Raw genomic sequence first — 14,223 nt, 5'->3', positions numbered from 1 at the left:
GAGGTCCTGGCAGAGATGACCCGCGGCATCGCCGGGATGCATGACACCTGGGACTCCCCTCACCTCTTCATCACCCTGCACTGGGACGGCCAGAGGCTCGATCGCGGCAGCGTGGCGCTGATCCCACCGGACGTTCACCCAGACAGCTATCCCGCGCGCATGACGAAGATCGCCAGCAACAGCCTGAAGGGCGAGCACGCGGACACGCTGTACGCCTTCGCCCTCCAGATCGAAGGATGGGGCGTCGTTCCGCCAGACACCGACGCCAGCGCGTTCGAACGCAAGCGTTTCCTGGCCGACCAGAGAGGCCGTCGCCTTCACGCCCGTCCGGACGCCGTGGAGTTCGCCACGACGTTCTGCGCCGATGTGCACGGCCGTCTGTGGTCGGCCACCCAACGGCGTGACCGAGACGGATTGCAGGAGTCCTTCCACGAGCCCGGCGATCCCGGTCGTCCAGGCGGCCGGTTCGTCCGCGCACTACTGTCGATCGCCGTGACCACCGGCGTCGTTGTTCACGATCTTCCGGTTCCCGACGTCATGGATGAGGAGAAGTGGTGAAACTGAACCTGTGGGGCCTGCCGACCAGTCGCCTGTGGCACGCCGAACCCGAGCCGGACGACGTTCCCGAGCCGATTCCCGGTCCACCCCGGCACAGCGCGCCCGATACCTCGCCCAGCGAGGCCGTCTCCGAGCCGGTCGACCGCACCAAGGACGGGCCCGCGCAGATGGAGTCCACCGCCTCCGCGCCCCAGATGACCCGCGAGGAGTGGGGCCGCAGGACCAACGCCAATGGCGGCGCCGCTCCCTCCAGCCAGCGGCGCGACCCGCCGCCCGCTCCCCTGCCCGACGACCACCTGACACCCTTCCGGCACTGCAACGGCCGCCACGACGGCGGCGAGCGCTGCGACTGGTGCGACGCGGTGACCGACATGGCCACCGACCTGCGCCAGACTCGCCAGCGGGTCAGTGCTCTGGAGGCCGCCGTCGACGAGCTGCTGCGCGCCGGCCGGAGCACGCCATGAGCCAGACTCTCGACGGTTGCGAGCGCCCCCAATCCCGTCGGGCCGAGCACGCTATCCGGCGCGCCGACCGACCAGGTGGTGGCCGGTCCCGCATGGCAGACCCGCCGTCGGCGCTGGTCTCGGTCTTCTGCAGGCGCCGCCTGGACGACCTCGCCCAGCGCCGACCGGTCCGGCGGACGCAGCAGGAGGTCGTCTGCGCGTTGCGCGGCGGCGCCGGGTACCAGAAGGTGGCGGGGCGATGAACCGCATCCTGACCGCAGTGGAGGCCGCCGACCTGCTGGGCGTCTGCGAGGACGCCGTGCTCGGCATGGTCGCCGACGGGGAGCTTCCCGCGCTCACGATCGACGACGACGAGGTCCTCATCGCCGAGGGCGCGCTGTGTGAGGTCATGGTCGCACGCTGGGTCGGCGACTCAGCGGAGGGATCGCAGTGAGCGGCGACTTGTGGGGCGTCATCGGCCATGTGATCCGGTGACAGCTGGCCGCCGTGCGCGGCCTGGGCACCGGCTGCCGGTGGTCAACCGGGGCCCATCCGCCGCTGATTTCACCCGGGAAATGGGCGCACCACAGGACCATCCTGGCCCGCGCACCGGGCCGGAACACAACTACCTGCAGCGCCGCAGTGCAGTTCAGCCCTCGTGACGCCGCCGGAACGTCCCTGCCGCAGCTGCGATCACATCGCCGGATGAGCCGCCGCCGGCGACCTGCGCTCTGGTACCGACGGTCATGCAACCGGGAACGCCGCGCTCCAGGCCGCCGCCCGGACGGCAAACGGCGGGCCAGCCCGCCGCCCGGCCAGAGTCCCCGGTGACAGAGCTCAGCACGCCGCGCCGCGGCGGTCAAGCAACAAGCGCCTTGACCGCCGCGGCCCGGCGTGCCCGGGGCGGTCACCGGGAACATCACGCCGACCTTGGAGGGTCCATGCTCTGGCACCCCATCACGCGCGCCACCTTCACCGGCACTGCGCCGGCGTCTGTGCCAGCCCGCCGCCTGCGGCTCACGCCGACACCGGCGGTCCAGGGGTGGTGGCGGTGCGCCTACTGCCTCACCTGCAACCCCATCTGGCGTAAGACATGCAGATCGTGCGGCTGGTCTCGGTAGCTGCAGATCACACGCGCCGATGCGGCTGGCGCCGGCACCTGGGCGCAGGGACAGGTGCCAGCGCCGGGCACGGCTGCGCACAGCAGCTCCGGCGGGCCATGCCTCGGGATATCACACGCAGGAGTGATATGGCCTGGTGGCCGTGGGACGGCGTGGCCGCAAAGGTAACGCCTACCCGCAGATCGGCGGTGGGGCAGACGCCCGACGTCACCGTCCCAACGCGGCCGGGGTGCCAGCTGGCCGCCTCCCATCCCGCCGCCCTGATCCCAAGAACGGGGACCCTGCCTCTGGGTGAGGCACTCCTACGATCATGACAAGGGCCAGGAGTGCATCTATTTCAAGTGGTGCGACACCAGACACCAAGAGGTCCAGGTCGGCGGCGTGACCGTCGACGACACGCCTCACCGCCCCAGGCCCGGCGTGGAGGGCTGGCAGCTCACCGAAAGGGAGAACCGGAGACCACGCGCGGCCAAGCGGATGCGGACACCACCCCTGCAGGCGGTCACCGCAGACCACGATACGGCAGCGCCCCGGCCGGGATCCCCCAGGTGATCGGGTGAACAGCGGGCGGCTGCCCAGGGGCCTGGTAGCGGCTTGAGCACTAGCCCCGCCGCGCAGACCCTGGGAGATCACCGTGGCCCGGTCTCCACCCCTCTCCGGCCCTGCACCACTGGCAAGGCCCTGGCCGCATGCCTAAAGGCCCGCAGGCGCGGTGACCGGCATCGGCTTTGCACCCCAGCACCCGGGTGGCGGGCGGTCAAACCACCCCGCAGGGGCCCCGCTTTTGACCGCCCGCCACCCGGATGCTCATCGCAGATCACCGACGCCGCCCACCGAGCCAGGAGGCCCCGTGATCAAGCTCCGCACACTCCATCCCATGATCGTGATCAGCGATGATGGCCTCCTGCGGCAGCAGATGGCCGAATACGCCCGCTGTGCCGGGCGATCCTGCCTGCTCACCAAGAGCGCCGAGGGCCTGACCGCCGCGCTGGACAACCCGGTCCTGCTGGTGATCGGCGAAGACATGGCCGGCTCTCTGGCCGATCACACCAGCAGCTACGTGCCCGGCTGGGACGGCGGGCTGCTGCCATTGCGGATCGGGCGATTCGCGCTGCTGACCCGCACCGGCGGCCCCTACCCCGGCGCGCTGCTCGCCATGCAGGACAAGCTGCACATCGGCCGGGTGCTGGGCGTCCCGCTGAGCGAGGACGACCGGGCATGGCTGGCCGACACCCTGCAAACCGTGGGCGGCACTGGCCCCTGAGCACCGGCCCGATCCCGCACGTGCCACCGGCAGCGGCGGGCCGTGCCACCGCCCGGCCGGCATGGCCCGCCCGCAGCTGCAACCACACCCAAGGAGTCCTTGCATGCTCGCCCGCACCTTCGGGTGGTCCTTCGCCGTCACGGCCCTCGGCCTGCTGATCGCCCTGCTGTACGACGGGGCGACGGGCCTGGCGCTGGTGGCGGTGCTGGCCGTCCTTGAGATCTCGCTGTCGTTCGACAACGCCGTGGTCAACGCCAAGGTGCTCGACAGGATGAGCCCGTTCTGGCAGAAGATCTTCCTGACCGTCGGCATCGCCATCGCCGTGTTCGGCATGCGGCTGGTGTTCCCCCTGCTGATCGTGGGGATCACCGCGAAGCTGAACCCCTACGAGGCGTTCGACCTGGCGATCAACGACTCGCACCGCTACCACGAGCTGATGACCGACGCCTACCCGATGATCGCGGCGTTCGGCGGCATGTTCCTGATGATGCTGTTCCTGGACTTCGTGTTCGAGGAGCGCGCCGACAAGTGGCTGCCGTGGCTGGAGAAGCCGCTCGCCCGCATCGGCAAGCTGGACCAGCTGTCGGTGGTCGTCGCGGGCGGCGCGCTGGCGTTCGTGGCCGGCCTGTACGCCGAGGACCCGGGCGACGTCATGATCGCCGGTGTGCTGGGCATGGTGACCTACATCCTGGTCAACGGGCTCGGGGAGCTGTTCTCCGAGGCGGGCGGTGACGAGGACGAGGACGGCGAGGACGCCGGCGAGGAGGGTCCCGCGGGCGTCGCGGCGGGGGAGGGCGCGTCCGGGAGGTCCGGGCCGAGTTCGCTGGCGCTGGCCACCGGCAAGGCGGGGTTCTTCCTGTTCCTGTACCTGGAGGTGCTGGACGCCTCGTTCAGCTTCGACGGCGTCATCGGCGCGTTCGCCATCAGCACCGACCCGATCATCATCGCGCTGGGCCTGGGCATCGGCGCGATGTACATCCGGTCGCTGACGGTGTTCCTGGTCCGCAAGGGCACCCTGCACGAGTACGTCTACCTGGAGCACGGCGCCCACTGGGCGATCGGCGCGCTGGCGGTCTGCATGCTGGTCTCGATCGGCCACCACGTCCCCGAGTGGATCACCGGGGGGCTCGGCGCCGGCCTGATCATCGCGGCGTTCGTGTCGTCGGTGGTGCGCAACCGCGGCGACGACCAGGACGCCGAGTGCATCTCACCATCCCTGGCATGACGCGGCCCTCGCCGCCTCTGGCAGCGCTGCCGGTTGAACCGGAACGAGCCGGAGACACATGCGCGGCTCTCTTTGGAATGACCTCTCAGCGCTATGTTGCCGCACGTGATCGTGCATTGACGACTGGCTGCGACCCGATGGGCCGCGGGGTTCCCACCAGCCCTCCAGGAGCCCACCGATGACCGTGAACACCGGCGGCGGGTCACCGGACCGCGTGATCCAGTTCGACATGTACGCCGCCCCGCCACCCAAAGGCGAGTGGGGCTACACCCTCGACCAGTACGGCATCATCTACCGGCGCGGGCTCATCGCTCAGCGGCTGCGGCCCGGATGGTGGCCGTTCGCCTACGCCGACGCCGACCATGAGCACCATGCCCGGCGCGGTACCGTCCCGCCCGTCCCGGTGGAATGCGGTGCCGCGCCGGTGCGGCTGGCACCTGACTGCGCCGTGCGTTCCTGGGGGAACGAATACGTGACCGTCACGCCGAGCCGCACTATGCCGCATCACGCGGCCGCCACCCTCACCCTCTGGGTCCGGCCTCAGGGCGCTGGCGGGATGGTCACCCGCTGCCGCGTACATTTTGACCTGCTCGCCACAACCCACCACATCCAGCATCTGCACCCTGCCCTGCCCGAGGAGGTCTCAACACAAGCACAGGTCAAAGCAGCAAAGCTGACGGCCTATCTGGCCGCCGAGATCAAGTACCGCGACGACGGCCCCAGGCGGCCCGCAACCGCCGACGACCGGCAGCACCAGCGCAGGCACCGACCCGGCCAGTGGCAGGAACCCGACCCCCGCAACGGCAGCCCCGGCTGGTCTCGCGACGTCGGCGACGGCACGCGATGGTTGTTCGCCTGCCCGGCCGGTGGCCGCTGGAGATGGGCGGTGTGCCAGTACGACGAGTCCCGCCCGCTCGTCACCGGCCAGGCCGCGGACGCCCTGGAGGCCATGGCGCTGGCCGACGCTGCCGGCCGCCTGCCGCAAACCCGCTAACCCGCTGACACACCCGCGCCACCCCGTTCGCCGCACCCACCCCCGCGGCGGCGTGGACGAATCCGAATCCGCCGTTCGATCAAGGAGATGTTGATGCAGCACGCTCTGGAGCCGGTTCTGGAGTTCATCGGCCAGGCGACTCTCGCCGATCTCGACCAGGTCGAGGCAGCCATCGTCCCCCGCCGCCGGGCGGTCCTGCGGGCCTGGCGCGCCGGCCTCAGCGGCGGAGAAGCCGTCATGATCGTCGACACCAGCCCGGTGGTCTTCCAGGGGCTGACCGGAACCGTGGTCAGCCAAGCTCCTGGCAAGAAGGCCAGCTACCTCATCCGCCTCGACACGCGCTCCACCGACCTGCTGCGTCATGGCGGCGGAACCCGGGTCTACGTGCCCCCGGGCGTCCGCGAGCATCAGACCACGGTACCGCTGGGCTGCCTGATCCCCTATCAGCCCTGACTACCCCACTCCTCCGGGAGGCGCCTGCCGCTGCGCCGCATCCGACACCATCGCCGCCGGCGCAGCGGCCCGGCCCCGCCCGGCCGTGCTGGCGACGGCGCCACCAGGCCGCCTTGAGATGGCCTGCGGATCACCCGGGCCCCTTTTGTCCGCCTCGGCCACGGGGCCGGCGTGCTCGCCACAGGCGCTCCCCCGGGTGCACAACCCGGCAGCTGCCTCCACCCGAGGGCAGCACGCCCAGCCGGGCGAGTCAAACCACCCCTGCGGGGCCCCGGTTGGACCCGCCCGGCTGAACGCGCTGAGCGCGGCTCGCCAAGGAGATCCCCACCCGGAGGAGCCCGCGATGACAGCGCACGACCCTGACCAGCTTCTCCCAGCCCAGATCGTCCCAGAGCTGATGGAGAACATGCCGGGTATCGCCACCTTCACTTCATTCCCGCACGCCACCACAGACGCCATGATCATCTACCGTGTCGACGTCCTTGAACCGGCCAACCCCGGCGACCCAATCACGATCCGCTACACCAGCTGCGACGATCTGTATCCCGGAGCCTGGATCGTCCGGGCCACCGCCTCCATCGTCGGCTTCGCCCGCGAGCCGGCCGCCACCTGACCAGGGGATGCATCGGCCCCGGGGCCCGATAAGGGCCCGGGGCCGGTCCATCTCGCAGCCTCTACCCCGGCGTCCCGGCCGCACGTCAGGGCGACGCCGCCCCGCCCAGCGCCTGAAAACACGGCCGATCGTTGTTCCAGCCGCCCCCGCCAGCGCCGTCGCCACCATCCCCGCCTGGCCACGCCACCTGGCCGTTCATGTGCGGCGGAGGCGGCATAGGGGCGCCCCGAGATCACGCTGCTGGTCCCGCGGCCCGCCAATCCCGTTCTGCGCACGTGCGCGTTTACCCGTCCTCAAGGAGTCAGGGTGGACGACAGGGAAGCAGCGGAATTCATCCGCCGGTGGAATGACGCCGCCGTCCGCCGCAACGGCGGTATCGTGATCACCCCGTACGGGGAGATCGACACCGAGACGGCGCGCCAAATCACGCTGGCCAAGCAAGCAGGCCGCCCTGTGCGCATTATCCGCATTCGCGCGCCCCGGCGGGTCGGCCGGCGGGTCAGTGACCGCAGCCGCCGCTGACCGAGCGACATTGCCGGCCAAGACCGTTGGAGGGACGCGGGGTAAGCGCCGCGGCTCACAAATCCTGCGATCGCGGGGATCGTGCCGTGAGCTCCGGCAGTCCGGGCCTGGTGCAGCCGCTGCGAGAGGCGATTCCGTGAACATGTTGGGCGAACTCGCGAGGTCGGCACCCGCAGAGTCACGGTAGCCGCACTGGTGAGCCGAACCGGCAAGAGTCCTATCCGCCAGCCACCGCCCCGCTCCCGTGCCTTCCGGCGGCGTGGCCCATGACGCATGGGCGTGGGTCAGGCTGCCCCGTCGGCACGACGGCGGCCGTCTGTCCCTTGGCGGAAGTTCCCCTGCCGGGTGCGCATTGCCGGATCTCAGGGCGTGCAGATTGGCAGGCCGCTGTGCTGCGGGGTCGCCTGCGGCGTCGCGACGCGCTGCCTCCGGCGACCCTTTCCGCGCCGCGGGCCGGTCCGCTCAGGCAGACCTCATCACCGCAGCACCACCCAGAAGAGGAAGGACGGATGAGGCTGGTCGTCCACTGCAAGCGCGATGACTACGATGTCTACATCGGCCGGCCCTCGAAATGGGGCAACCCATTCGCCATCGGGCCACACGTTTCCCGCGAACAGGCCGTCTCACGCTATGAGCAGTGGCTGCCCACACAACCACATCTGCTCGATGCGCTCGGCGAACTGAGGGGCAAGATCCTCGGCTGCTGGTGCACCCCGCGCCGCTGCCACGGAGAGATCCTCGCCAGGCTCGCCAACCAGGGGGACACCGGTCACACATAGCCAGCCGACCTGCGGCTGGGAGCCAGATGATGGCGCAGCAGCTTTCGGGCCTTGGCACGCAGGTTACGGACTCGCTGAGGGTCGATGCCCATCTACTGGGCGATGACGGTGTCGCTGTAGCCGTCCAAGGTGTAGGCCATGACGGCGCGAGCCTGGTCATCGTCGAGGGCACGCAGGGCTCTCAGCACGTCCACCGTGATGGCCGCCAGCTCGGCCAGGTCCGGCCGGGGTCACGCCATGGCGGTGAGTGCACCCTCGGGATCGGGGTTCGTGGGCGGGTGTCTGCGGCGGGTGCTGCCAGGCTCGGTCGTGGCGGCGTAACTCGATCGTCCGGATTCAGGGACCCCAATCGTGGATCCCGCGCCAGCCACTCCTGGGTTCTGCGTGGTCCGCCAGGCTTTAAGGAAAACGCCCCCTGAATGGCATCTTCGACCGTTTCCCGGCTGGCGCTGCGGGCGAGCATCACAAACCGCACGACGGCGTGGCACTCATCGGTGTAGAAGTCCAGGAACTGCTCGCGCACCTCGTTGAGAGTGCCGGCGGCGGCAGGCACCTGTCGCGGTGAACCTAAAGGTTTGGCGCGGCGGCCTGAGGAGGCGGGCCACGTGGGGTTCATCGCCGGTCATCGCCGTCCTGCTCGCGTCGGCAACTCGGCGGACGGCCACCGTCGTGCTGCGCGCAGGCGGCGATCCGGGATCCGCTTGGGCGGCTCCAGGCCGCCGGGGGCAGCTTGCTGCTGACCACGCTCAGCACAGCGACCACCATGTTCACCGTCGTTCCGGCCTCCATGCGGCATCTCCTTTATCTTCGAGGGGACTCATAGAAGTAGTGGGCAACCGCCATGATCGGTAAATCGGCGAGGGTGCTGTTTGAATCTGTGGGTGGCGATGAGCACATGAGCAGGGGTGAACCGCCGAGGTAATCTGCCCCCGCTCCCCGGTCGGATCCATGAAACCGGTACAGGTCAACGGGGAGTGCAGGTGCGGCGGGCGGTGATGGGCTTTGAGCATCGCGCCGAGTCGGCCGTCACGGTCTGCCTGTATGTGGCCTGTGACGCATCGGATAACGGCACCCAACCTGGGCGATCCTGCCGGCCACTATCGCCAGTCCCCGCCGCGCCCGTGAGTGCCTTCAGAACCACGCCCCGCCATGGGTATCACCTCGTACACACCCAGATGACGTTGCCTTGACCGTTGCAGTATTTGAGCCTCCCATCCCGCTGGCCACACTGTTGGCGCCCGCGATGCCTCGGCCCGCGACCAATGTGCCCCGTGCAGGAACACCTTGACCAAACTTGTTCCGCTCAAGTCCGCGCCGCTCAGGTCGGCACCGCTCAGGCTCGCGCCGTCCAGGTTCGCTTGGGTCAGGTTCGCGCCGGACAGATCCACATCGGACAGGTTCGCGCGCTGTAGGTTCGCGCCGGACAACCCTGCACCTGACAAGTCCGCAGCGGACAGGTTTGCACAGTCCAGGTTCGCGTGTGCCAGGCTCGCCCGGCTCAAGTTCGCGCCGTTCAGGTCCGCGCCGCTCAGGTCCGCACTGTTTAAGTTCGTGCAGGCTAGGTTCGCCTCGGTCAGGATCGCGCCGCTCAGATTCGCGCCGCTCAGGTCCGTGTCGTTGACACTAGCCATCTTCAAGCTCGCGCGGACGAGGAGCGCGTCGGTCAGGTCCGCGCCGGGCAAATACGCCCCGGTCAGATCCGCGCCCGACAGGTTGGCTTGGGCCATGTGCGCGCGGGTCAGATCCGCGAGTTTCGGGTGCTCAAAGACCAGGTTCGCCCCGGTCAAGTCCGCCCCGCTGATGTCAGCATCGACCAGGATCGCACCGATCAGGGTCGCACCGATCAGGCTGGCGCGGTTCAGCTTGGCTCGGGTCAAGTTGGCTTGGGTCAGGTCCGCGTAGCTCAGGCGAGCGCTGGTCAGGTCGGCGCTGTGCAGAAATGCGAGGGCCAGTTTCGCGCCGACCAGATTCGCGGCCTCGAGGTCAGCGTGGCTGAGCTTCGCGCGGCTCAGGTCAGCGTAGGGGTGGATATGGTCCTGGGTAATGCCGGGTGCGACCTCCTCATCCATCGGCTGCCGCCCGCCGCGCTGTCAAGACCCGCATGTACCCGACCGTAGGGCCGCGCCATCCCCGCGCGCAGGACAACGGGTCACCGGGCGCCGGTCTCGGCCTACCGGGTGAGCTGAACTAGACCGTATTCACTCTCACATCGACCGCTAGCACCAGGTTCTGAGGGATGCTGACGAACACCCGGAAGCGTTGGCAAGGGCGTCAGGGAAGATCGGATGGGAAGCCCGACTTCTCGTGCATCCAGTCGAGGCCCAATGTCGAAGGAACTACGGTCAGGGACAATGCGCCGGTGTTCTGGTCGTGCGAATCCATGCCCGCAGCATGGTTGCCTACCTCCAGCCGTTTCTCCATGGCCGGGGAAGGGGCGAGGCCTGGCACTGCCAGGGTCAGTTGGTGCATGGAGTTGGGGTGTAATGCGGCTCTCGGGCGGGGCAGTGGCGGGGGTTGCACGGCGACCTTCAGTTTGGTGCCGGGGTGGGCCTTGACGATCACGGGGTGGCGATCAGGTGGTAGAGGGTCTGGCTTTCGACGGTGAGGATGGCGGGGACGGTCGGCAGGCGCGGGTGCTGGGGCGCGTCCAGGCCGACGTTGTTGCTCACGCCGCCCGGGCGGGCCAGCGCTGAGCCGACGCTTGGAGCTCAGCAGTTCCGGGCGGGGTATGGGACCGGTGGCGCAGGTTCGCCGGTGGGGTTGAGGGGCGCCGATCGGTGACGTCCCTTCATGGTCTTTTCGCAGGCGAAAAGACCATGAAGGGCCTTGCCTGGAAGTCCCATGCCCCACCCGGACCCGCTTGTGGCAGCCGCGTCGGAACGCGCGCCGGCCCCACCCGGGGGTCCGAGCCGTCCTGGACCGGTTGGTCCGGCTGGACGGCACATGCGCGGGATGCGAGAGGAGCAGCTCATGGCTGGGGACACCACGATCACCTTGATCGGGAACCTCGTGGAGGATCCGAATCTGCGCTTCACCCCCAACGGCCAGGCGGTCGCCTCGTTCCGGGTGGCCTCGACACCGCGGTTCTTCGACCGCCAGTCGGGCGAGTGGAAAGACGGTGATGCGCTGTTTTTGACCTGCACCATCTGGCGGCAGGCCGCCGAGAACGCCGCCGAGTCCCTGCAGAAGGGGATGCGGGTGATCGTGCAGGGACGGCTCAAGCAGCGCTCGTATGAGACCCGCGAGGGTGACAAGCGCACCGTCTATGAGCTCGACGCCGACGAGGTGGGCCCGTCGCTGCGCAACGCCACCGCCCGCGTCACCAAGGTGCAGCGGACAGGCGCCCAGCAGGGCGCCGGCTTCGGCAACGGCGGCGGTGGCCAGAGCAGCCAGCAGGGCGACGGTTTCGGCGGCGGCCAGCAGGGCAGCGGCGGCGCCTCCGCCGACGACCCCTGGGCCTCCGGCGGCGGATTCTCCGACGACCCGCCGTACTAACCGGCGCCGCCTGGCCGGGCCGGGTGCCATGCGCCCGGCCCGGCCCGCTCTGGTGCCGGGTGGGCAAGGGAAGCGGCACGCGGTGGTACTGCGCCACTGACCCGTCCGCCCCGAGGCAGAGTCGATCATCTGCACCCGGAGAGCACCCTCCCGGGGCACGCCGATCGTGCCGCACCCTGCCCGTCCCGTCCACCGTCCACCTGACCCGGGCGGCGATGATGTTCTCTCCTGCGTCGACAACATCATCGCCGCCCAGGGTGGACGGTGGACGGGACTGCCCGGGCGCGGCTGCAGGCGGCCCGCCGGGACGGTGATGATTCTCCGGCCGCCAGCCAGGGCGGCCGACCTTCCGGCCCGAGGACAGGAGGGTGAGGATGCAGCACGAGTTCTTCGCCGAGATCACCGGCCGTGTCCAGGGCACGCCCCAGGTCATGGGCGACGAGACGAGCTTGCAACGGGCCAGCGCGCGGATCGAGGTCACGCAGGACATCGAGACCGGTCACGGCATGAGGTCGGTGACGTTGCGGCTGAAAATCTGGACCGACGCGCAGCGGTGGATCGATGAGCTGCGCCTGTACCGCGACGGTGACCCGATCCAGGTGTGGTGCAAGCAGCTGCGGCCGGCGCTGCCCTGGCGCAAGCCCGACGAGGCGACGTGGCGGGCAGGCCGGGAAGGATTCGTGGTCGACTACCTCGAACCGGCTGCCGCGGCGATCACCGAGATGTTCCGCGTCGAGATCACCGGCAGGCTCGGCAGCGATCCCGGGCTGGGCAGCGACCGGTTCGGCCGGTTCGGCCACCTGGAGCTGATGGTCAATCAGCGCAGCGGGCATGGCCGCGACAGCGCGACCTGCTCGCAGCTGTTTCACGCTCGCGTCTACGACGAGGACCGCGCGCTCTGGCTGCGCCGCCGGCTGCACCAGGATGATCTGGTGACGGTGGCCTGCACGTCCTTGATCCCGGGCAGGCTGCGTGCGGGCAGCCCGAGCCGGGACGACGGCGAGTACAGCGTCGACCCGCCGCTGTTCAATCTCGTCGCCGTCCGCCCCGCAGCCGGTGACCCTGCGGATGAGGGCGAAGACTCCCCCGGCGGCGACGCTCACGACGCCGACGCCGCCAGGGAGGCCCAGACGCTCGCCGGTCTGCTGTAGCGCAGATCCGGGGCCAGCGGCGGTGACCGCGCCGCCGCTGGCGATGTGGGGCCGCCGCACCCTCGGCACGGCCCGACGCCGGGGCCCGGCATGTCCGCGCGGCTTGGCGGGCCAGGCTGCTGCTTCGCCAGCCGCGGCAGGCGAGAGCCGGTCCTGTGCCCCCCCGGGGGAAAATGCGGTTGTCATGGGATCGGCGGCCGGTCGGCCACCACGACGGCGGCGCCGACTTTGCGGACAGGCTGACGCCGACCGGGTACTCACAGCTGATCGGTACTCACAATGGCCCGAAGAATGCCGCACCACCGGTCAGGTTCTAAATCCTCGACACGCTCCTGGTCTGCCCTGGGGTGCGGCCTGGACAGCGCCTGAGACCCGCGCCGCCGCTGCCTACCCGGACCCGGCCAACCGTGATCGCCAGCCCGCCGCCCGGCGCGTCCGCATCCGATCGCCTCAGGGCCGGGCCGCGAGTCGCCGCCCCGGGCCGGGAATACCGGGCCGGTGCCAGCCCACCCGATCGTTGTGCTCCCCCGGCGGGGACGTTGCGGCCGCCATGGCGGTCATCTCGCGGGCGGGCACCCACAGCGTGTCCCCCTGAGGTGAGGCACCCCTGGTCGAGTGGGCGAGTATCGCGGCCGTCGGCACGAGCAAGGCTGCGGCACAACGCGAGGCGCAGGTCCGGTCTTTCACCTGGCTCGGAGTCCGGTGGCCGCGGCCGACCGGCGCGCTGACATCACCATCGCGCCCCGCATCGCCGCCACACAGTCGTGCCGCGCATGGGCGGGTTTCGGGCCGCAGCCGGTGCCTCCGGTAGCGGCCCCGGGCTTCATCGGCGCCCTAGGGCAGCACGCCAGTGCGGGGGTGTCAATCGGAAAGGCGCCGATTGACATCCCCCGCCCCGGCGCGCCCTGGAGGGCTCACCGATGAAGCCCGCGACCCACCGGAGGCGCTGATGCATTCCTTCAACCTCGACCCCGTCCCCGTGCCCCACAACCTCATCGTGAGCCGATACCGCGAGTCGGTCCGTGCCCGCGCCGCCGAGTTCCGGCGGCAGCTGACATGGGTGCAGCCCGCTGCTCTGCTGCTGCCCGCCGACCCCGCCGGTGCCGGCCTGAGGTGGAATCCACGTCTGGTCCAGTGGCATGGTGACCCGGCTCTGGCCGGGACACGCGGAGACTGCGGGGCTCTGAGCCCCGGCCGTCTGGCGCTGACCGGATACCCGATGCTCCCCGAGCAGTGCACCGCATCGGGCATCCAGCAGCTGGGTGAGGGCCTGCTGGTCTGCCGCGACTGCGGCCTGGACTACCGCTAGCGGCAACCCGCCGGTTCCTGGTCCTGGCCGTCGGCCAGGACCAGGAACCGGCGGCGGCAGGGCAACCACGGGCCGGTCACATGCGCACGATCGAGACCCTCGGCTCCCCGCTGGAGCCCACCGCCCGATGCGCGGCAGGGCCTTCGATGCCGTCGGGCGGACACCGCATCGGCGGCACCGCGACACTCCGCCGGGATGGGCCCGAGCAGTACCTCAGCGGCCGCCGCCAGCCCTCACCAGCCACGGCAGGTGCTGCCGCGCCGGGCCGAAGCGGGGCGGTCCTGATCGCCGGGGGC

General features: G+C 70.1%; 17 protein-coding genes. 14 read left to right on the top strand and 3 right to left on the bottom strand.

Annotated features, from left to right (window positions below):
• The first annotated feature begins 15 nt into the window (after positions 1 to 15).
• The 11 genes from AGRA3207_RS37695 to AGRA3207_RS37645 all read left to right on the top strand — a co-directional run bounded on the left by AGRA3207_RS37695 (position 16) and on the right by AGRA3207_RS37645 (position 7,972).
• The gene (locus AGRA3207_RS37695) at positions 16 to 558 is read left to right on the top strand and encodes a hypothetical protein (RefSeq protein ID WP_231332148.1); all 543 of its coding nucleotides are present in this window, start codon (positions 16 to 18) and stop codon (positions 556 to 558) included.
• Positions 555 to 1,022, top strand: a complete 468-nt coding sequence (locus AGRA3207_RS37690; protein ID WP_231332147.1) for a hypothetical protein — start codon at positions 555 to 557, stop codon at positions 1,020 to 1,022. The genes AGRA3207_RS37695 and AGRA3207_RS37690 overlap by 4 nt, the downstream gene beginning before the upstream one ends.
• Before the next feature lie 92 nt (positions 1,023 to 1,114).
• Positions 1,115 to 1,264, top strand: a complete 150-nt coding sequence (locus tag AGRA3207_RS37685) for a hypothetical protein (RefSeq protein ID WP_231332146.1) — start codon at positions 1,115 to 1,117, stop codon at positions 1,262 to 1,264.
• Positions 1,261 to 1,455: a helix-turn-helix domain-containing protein gene (locus tag AGRA3207_RS37680; RefSeq protein WP_231332145.1), complete on the top strand. Its 195-nt coding sequence runs from the start codon at positions 1,261 to 1,263 to the stop codon at positions 1,453 to 1,455. The genes AGRA3207_RS37685 and AGRA3207_RS37680 overlap by 4 nt, the downstream gene beginning before the upstream one ends.
• Before the next feature lie 1,517 nt (positions 1,456 to 2,972).
• Complete coding sequence (locus AGRA3207_RS37675) at positions 2,973 to 3,386, top strand: hypothetical protein (protein ID WP_231332144.1); 414 nt, start codon at positions 2,973 to 2,975, stop codon at positions 3,384 to 3,386.
• 103 nt (positions 3,387 to 3,489) lie between these two features.
• Entirely contained in the window at positions 3,490 to 4,611 is a 1,122-nt protein-coding gene (locus AGRA3207_RS37670; RefSeq protein WP_231332143.1) for a DUF475 domain-containing protein, read from the top strand.
• A 178-nt stretch (positions 4,612 to 4,789) separates the two neighbouring features.
• On the top strand, positions 4,790 to 5,605 hold the full coding sequence (locus AGRA3207_RS37665; RefSeq protein ID WP_231332142.1) for a hypothetical protein: 816 nt from the start codon (positions 4,790 to 4,792) through the stop codon (positions 5,603 to 5,605).
• A 93-nt stretch (positions 5,606 to 5,698) separates the two neighbouring features.
• The gene (locus AGRA3207_RS37660; RefSeq protein ID WP_231332141.1) at positions 5,699 to 6,058 is read left to right on the top strand and encodes a hypothetical protein; all 360 of its coding nucleotides are present in this window, start codon (positions 5,699 to 5,701) and stop codon (positions 6,056 to 6,058) included.
• A 343-nt stretch (positions 6,059 to 6,401) separates the two neighbouring features.
• Positions 6,402 to 6,671, top strand: a complete 270-nt coding sequence (locus AGRA3207_RS37655) for a hypothetical protein (RefSeq protein ID WP_231332140.1) — start codon at positions 6,402 to 6,404, stop codon at positions 6,669 to 6,671.
• A 306-nt stretch (positions 6,672 to 6,977) separates the two neighbouring features.
• On the top strand, positions 6,978 to 7,193 hold the full coding sequence (locus tag AGRA3207_RS37650) for a hypothetical protein (protein WP_231332139.1): 216 nt from the start codon (positions 6,978 to 6,980) through the stop codon (positions 7,191 to 7,193).
• Positions 7,194 to 7,702: 509 nt separating this feature from the next.
• Positions 7,703 to 7,972 (top strand): DUF4326 domain-containing protein, encoded by a 270-nt coding sequence (locus AGRA3207_RS37645; RefSeq protein ID WP_231332138.1) that lies wholly within the window; start codon positions 7,703 to 7,705, stop codon positions 7,970 to 7,972.
• Between the two features lie 612 nt (positions 7,973 to 8,584).
• On the opposite strand, the gene AGRA3207_RS37640 is transcribed toward AGRA3207_RS37645, so the two are convergent.
• The 3 genes from AGRA3207_RS37640 to AGRA3207_RS37630 all read right to left on the bottom strand — a co-directional run bounded on the left by AGRA3207_RS37640 (position 8,585) and on the right by AGRA3207_RS37630 (position 10,441).
• Positions 8,585 to 8,761 carry a hypothetical protein gene (locus tag AGRA3207_RS37640; protein WP_231332137.1) on the bottom strand — a complete coding sequence of 59 codons (177 nt, stop codon included), beginning with the start codon at positions 8,759 to 8,761 and terminating at the stop codon, positions 8,585 to 8,587.
• Positions 8,762 to 9,069: 308 nt separating this feature from the next.
• Positions 9,070 to 10,041: a pentapeptide repeat-containing protein gene (locus AGRA3207_RS37635; protein WP_231332136.1), complete on the bottom strand. Its 972-nt coding sequence runs from the start codon at positions 10,039 to 10,041 to the stop codon at positions 9,070 to 9,072.
• Positions 10,042 to 10,243: 202 nt separating this feature from the next.
• Positions 10,244 to 10,441 (bottom strand): hypothetical protein, encoded by a 198-nt coding sequence (locus AGRA3207_RS37630; protein ID WP_231332135.1) that lies wholly within the window; start codon positions 10,439 to 10,441, stop codon positions 10,244 to 10,246.
• Between the two features lie 501 nt (positions 10,442 to 10,942).
• Between AGRA3207_RS37630 and AGRA3207_RS37625 the strand changes: the two genes are divergently transcribed.
• From AGRA3207_RS37625 to AGRA3207_RS37615, 3 genes are all read left to right on the top strand, one after another.
• The gene (locus AGRA3207_RS37625; RefSeq protein WP_231332134.1) at positions 10,943 to 11,467 is read left to right on the top strand and encodes a single-stranded DNA-binding protein; all 525 of its coding nucleotides are present in this window, start codon (positions 10,943 to 10,945) and stop codon (positions 11,465 to 11,467) included.
• 374 nt (positions 11,468 to 11,841) lie between these two features.
• A complete protein-coding gene (locus AGRA3207_RS37620; RefSeq protein ID WP_231332133.1) occupies positions 11,842 to 12,618 on the top strand; it encodes a hypothetical protein in 777 nt (258 codons plus the stop codon).
• A gap of 949 nt (positions 12,619 to 13,567) precedes the next feature.
• Positions 13,568 to 13,927 (top strand): hypothetical protein, encoded by a 360-nt coding sequence (locus AGRA3207_RS37615; RefSeq protein WP_231332132.1) that lies wholly within the window; start codon positions 13,568 to 13,570, stop codon positions 13,925 to 13,927.
• Positions 13,928 to 14,223 lie beyond the last annotated feature (296 nt).

Source organism: Actinomadura graeca, assembly GCF_019175365.1.
In the GTDB taxonomy this organism is placed as follows: Bacteria; Actinomycetota; Actinomycetes; order Streptosporangiales; family Streptosporangiaceae; genus Spirillospora; species Spirillospora graeca.
The sequence above is the reverse complement of the archived record's forward strand: the minus strand, read 5'-3'. Positions and strand labels throughout refer to the sequence as shown.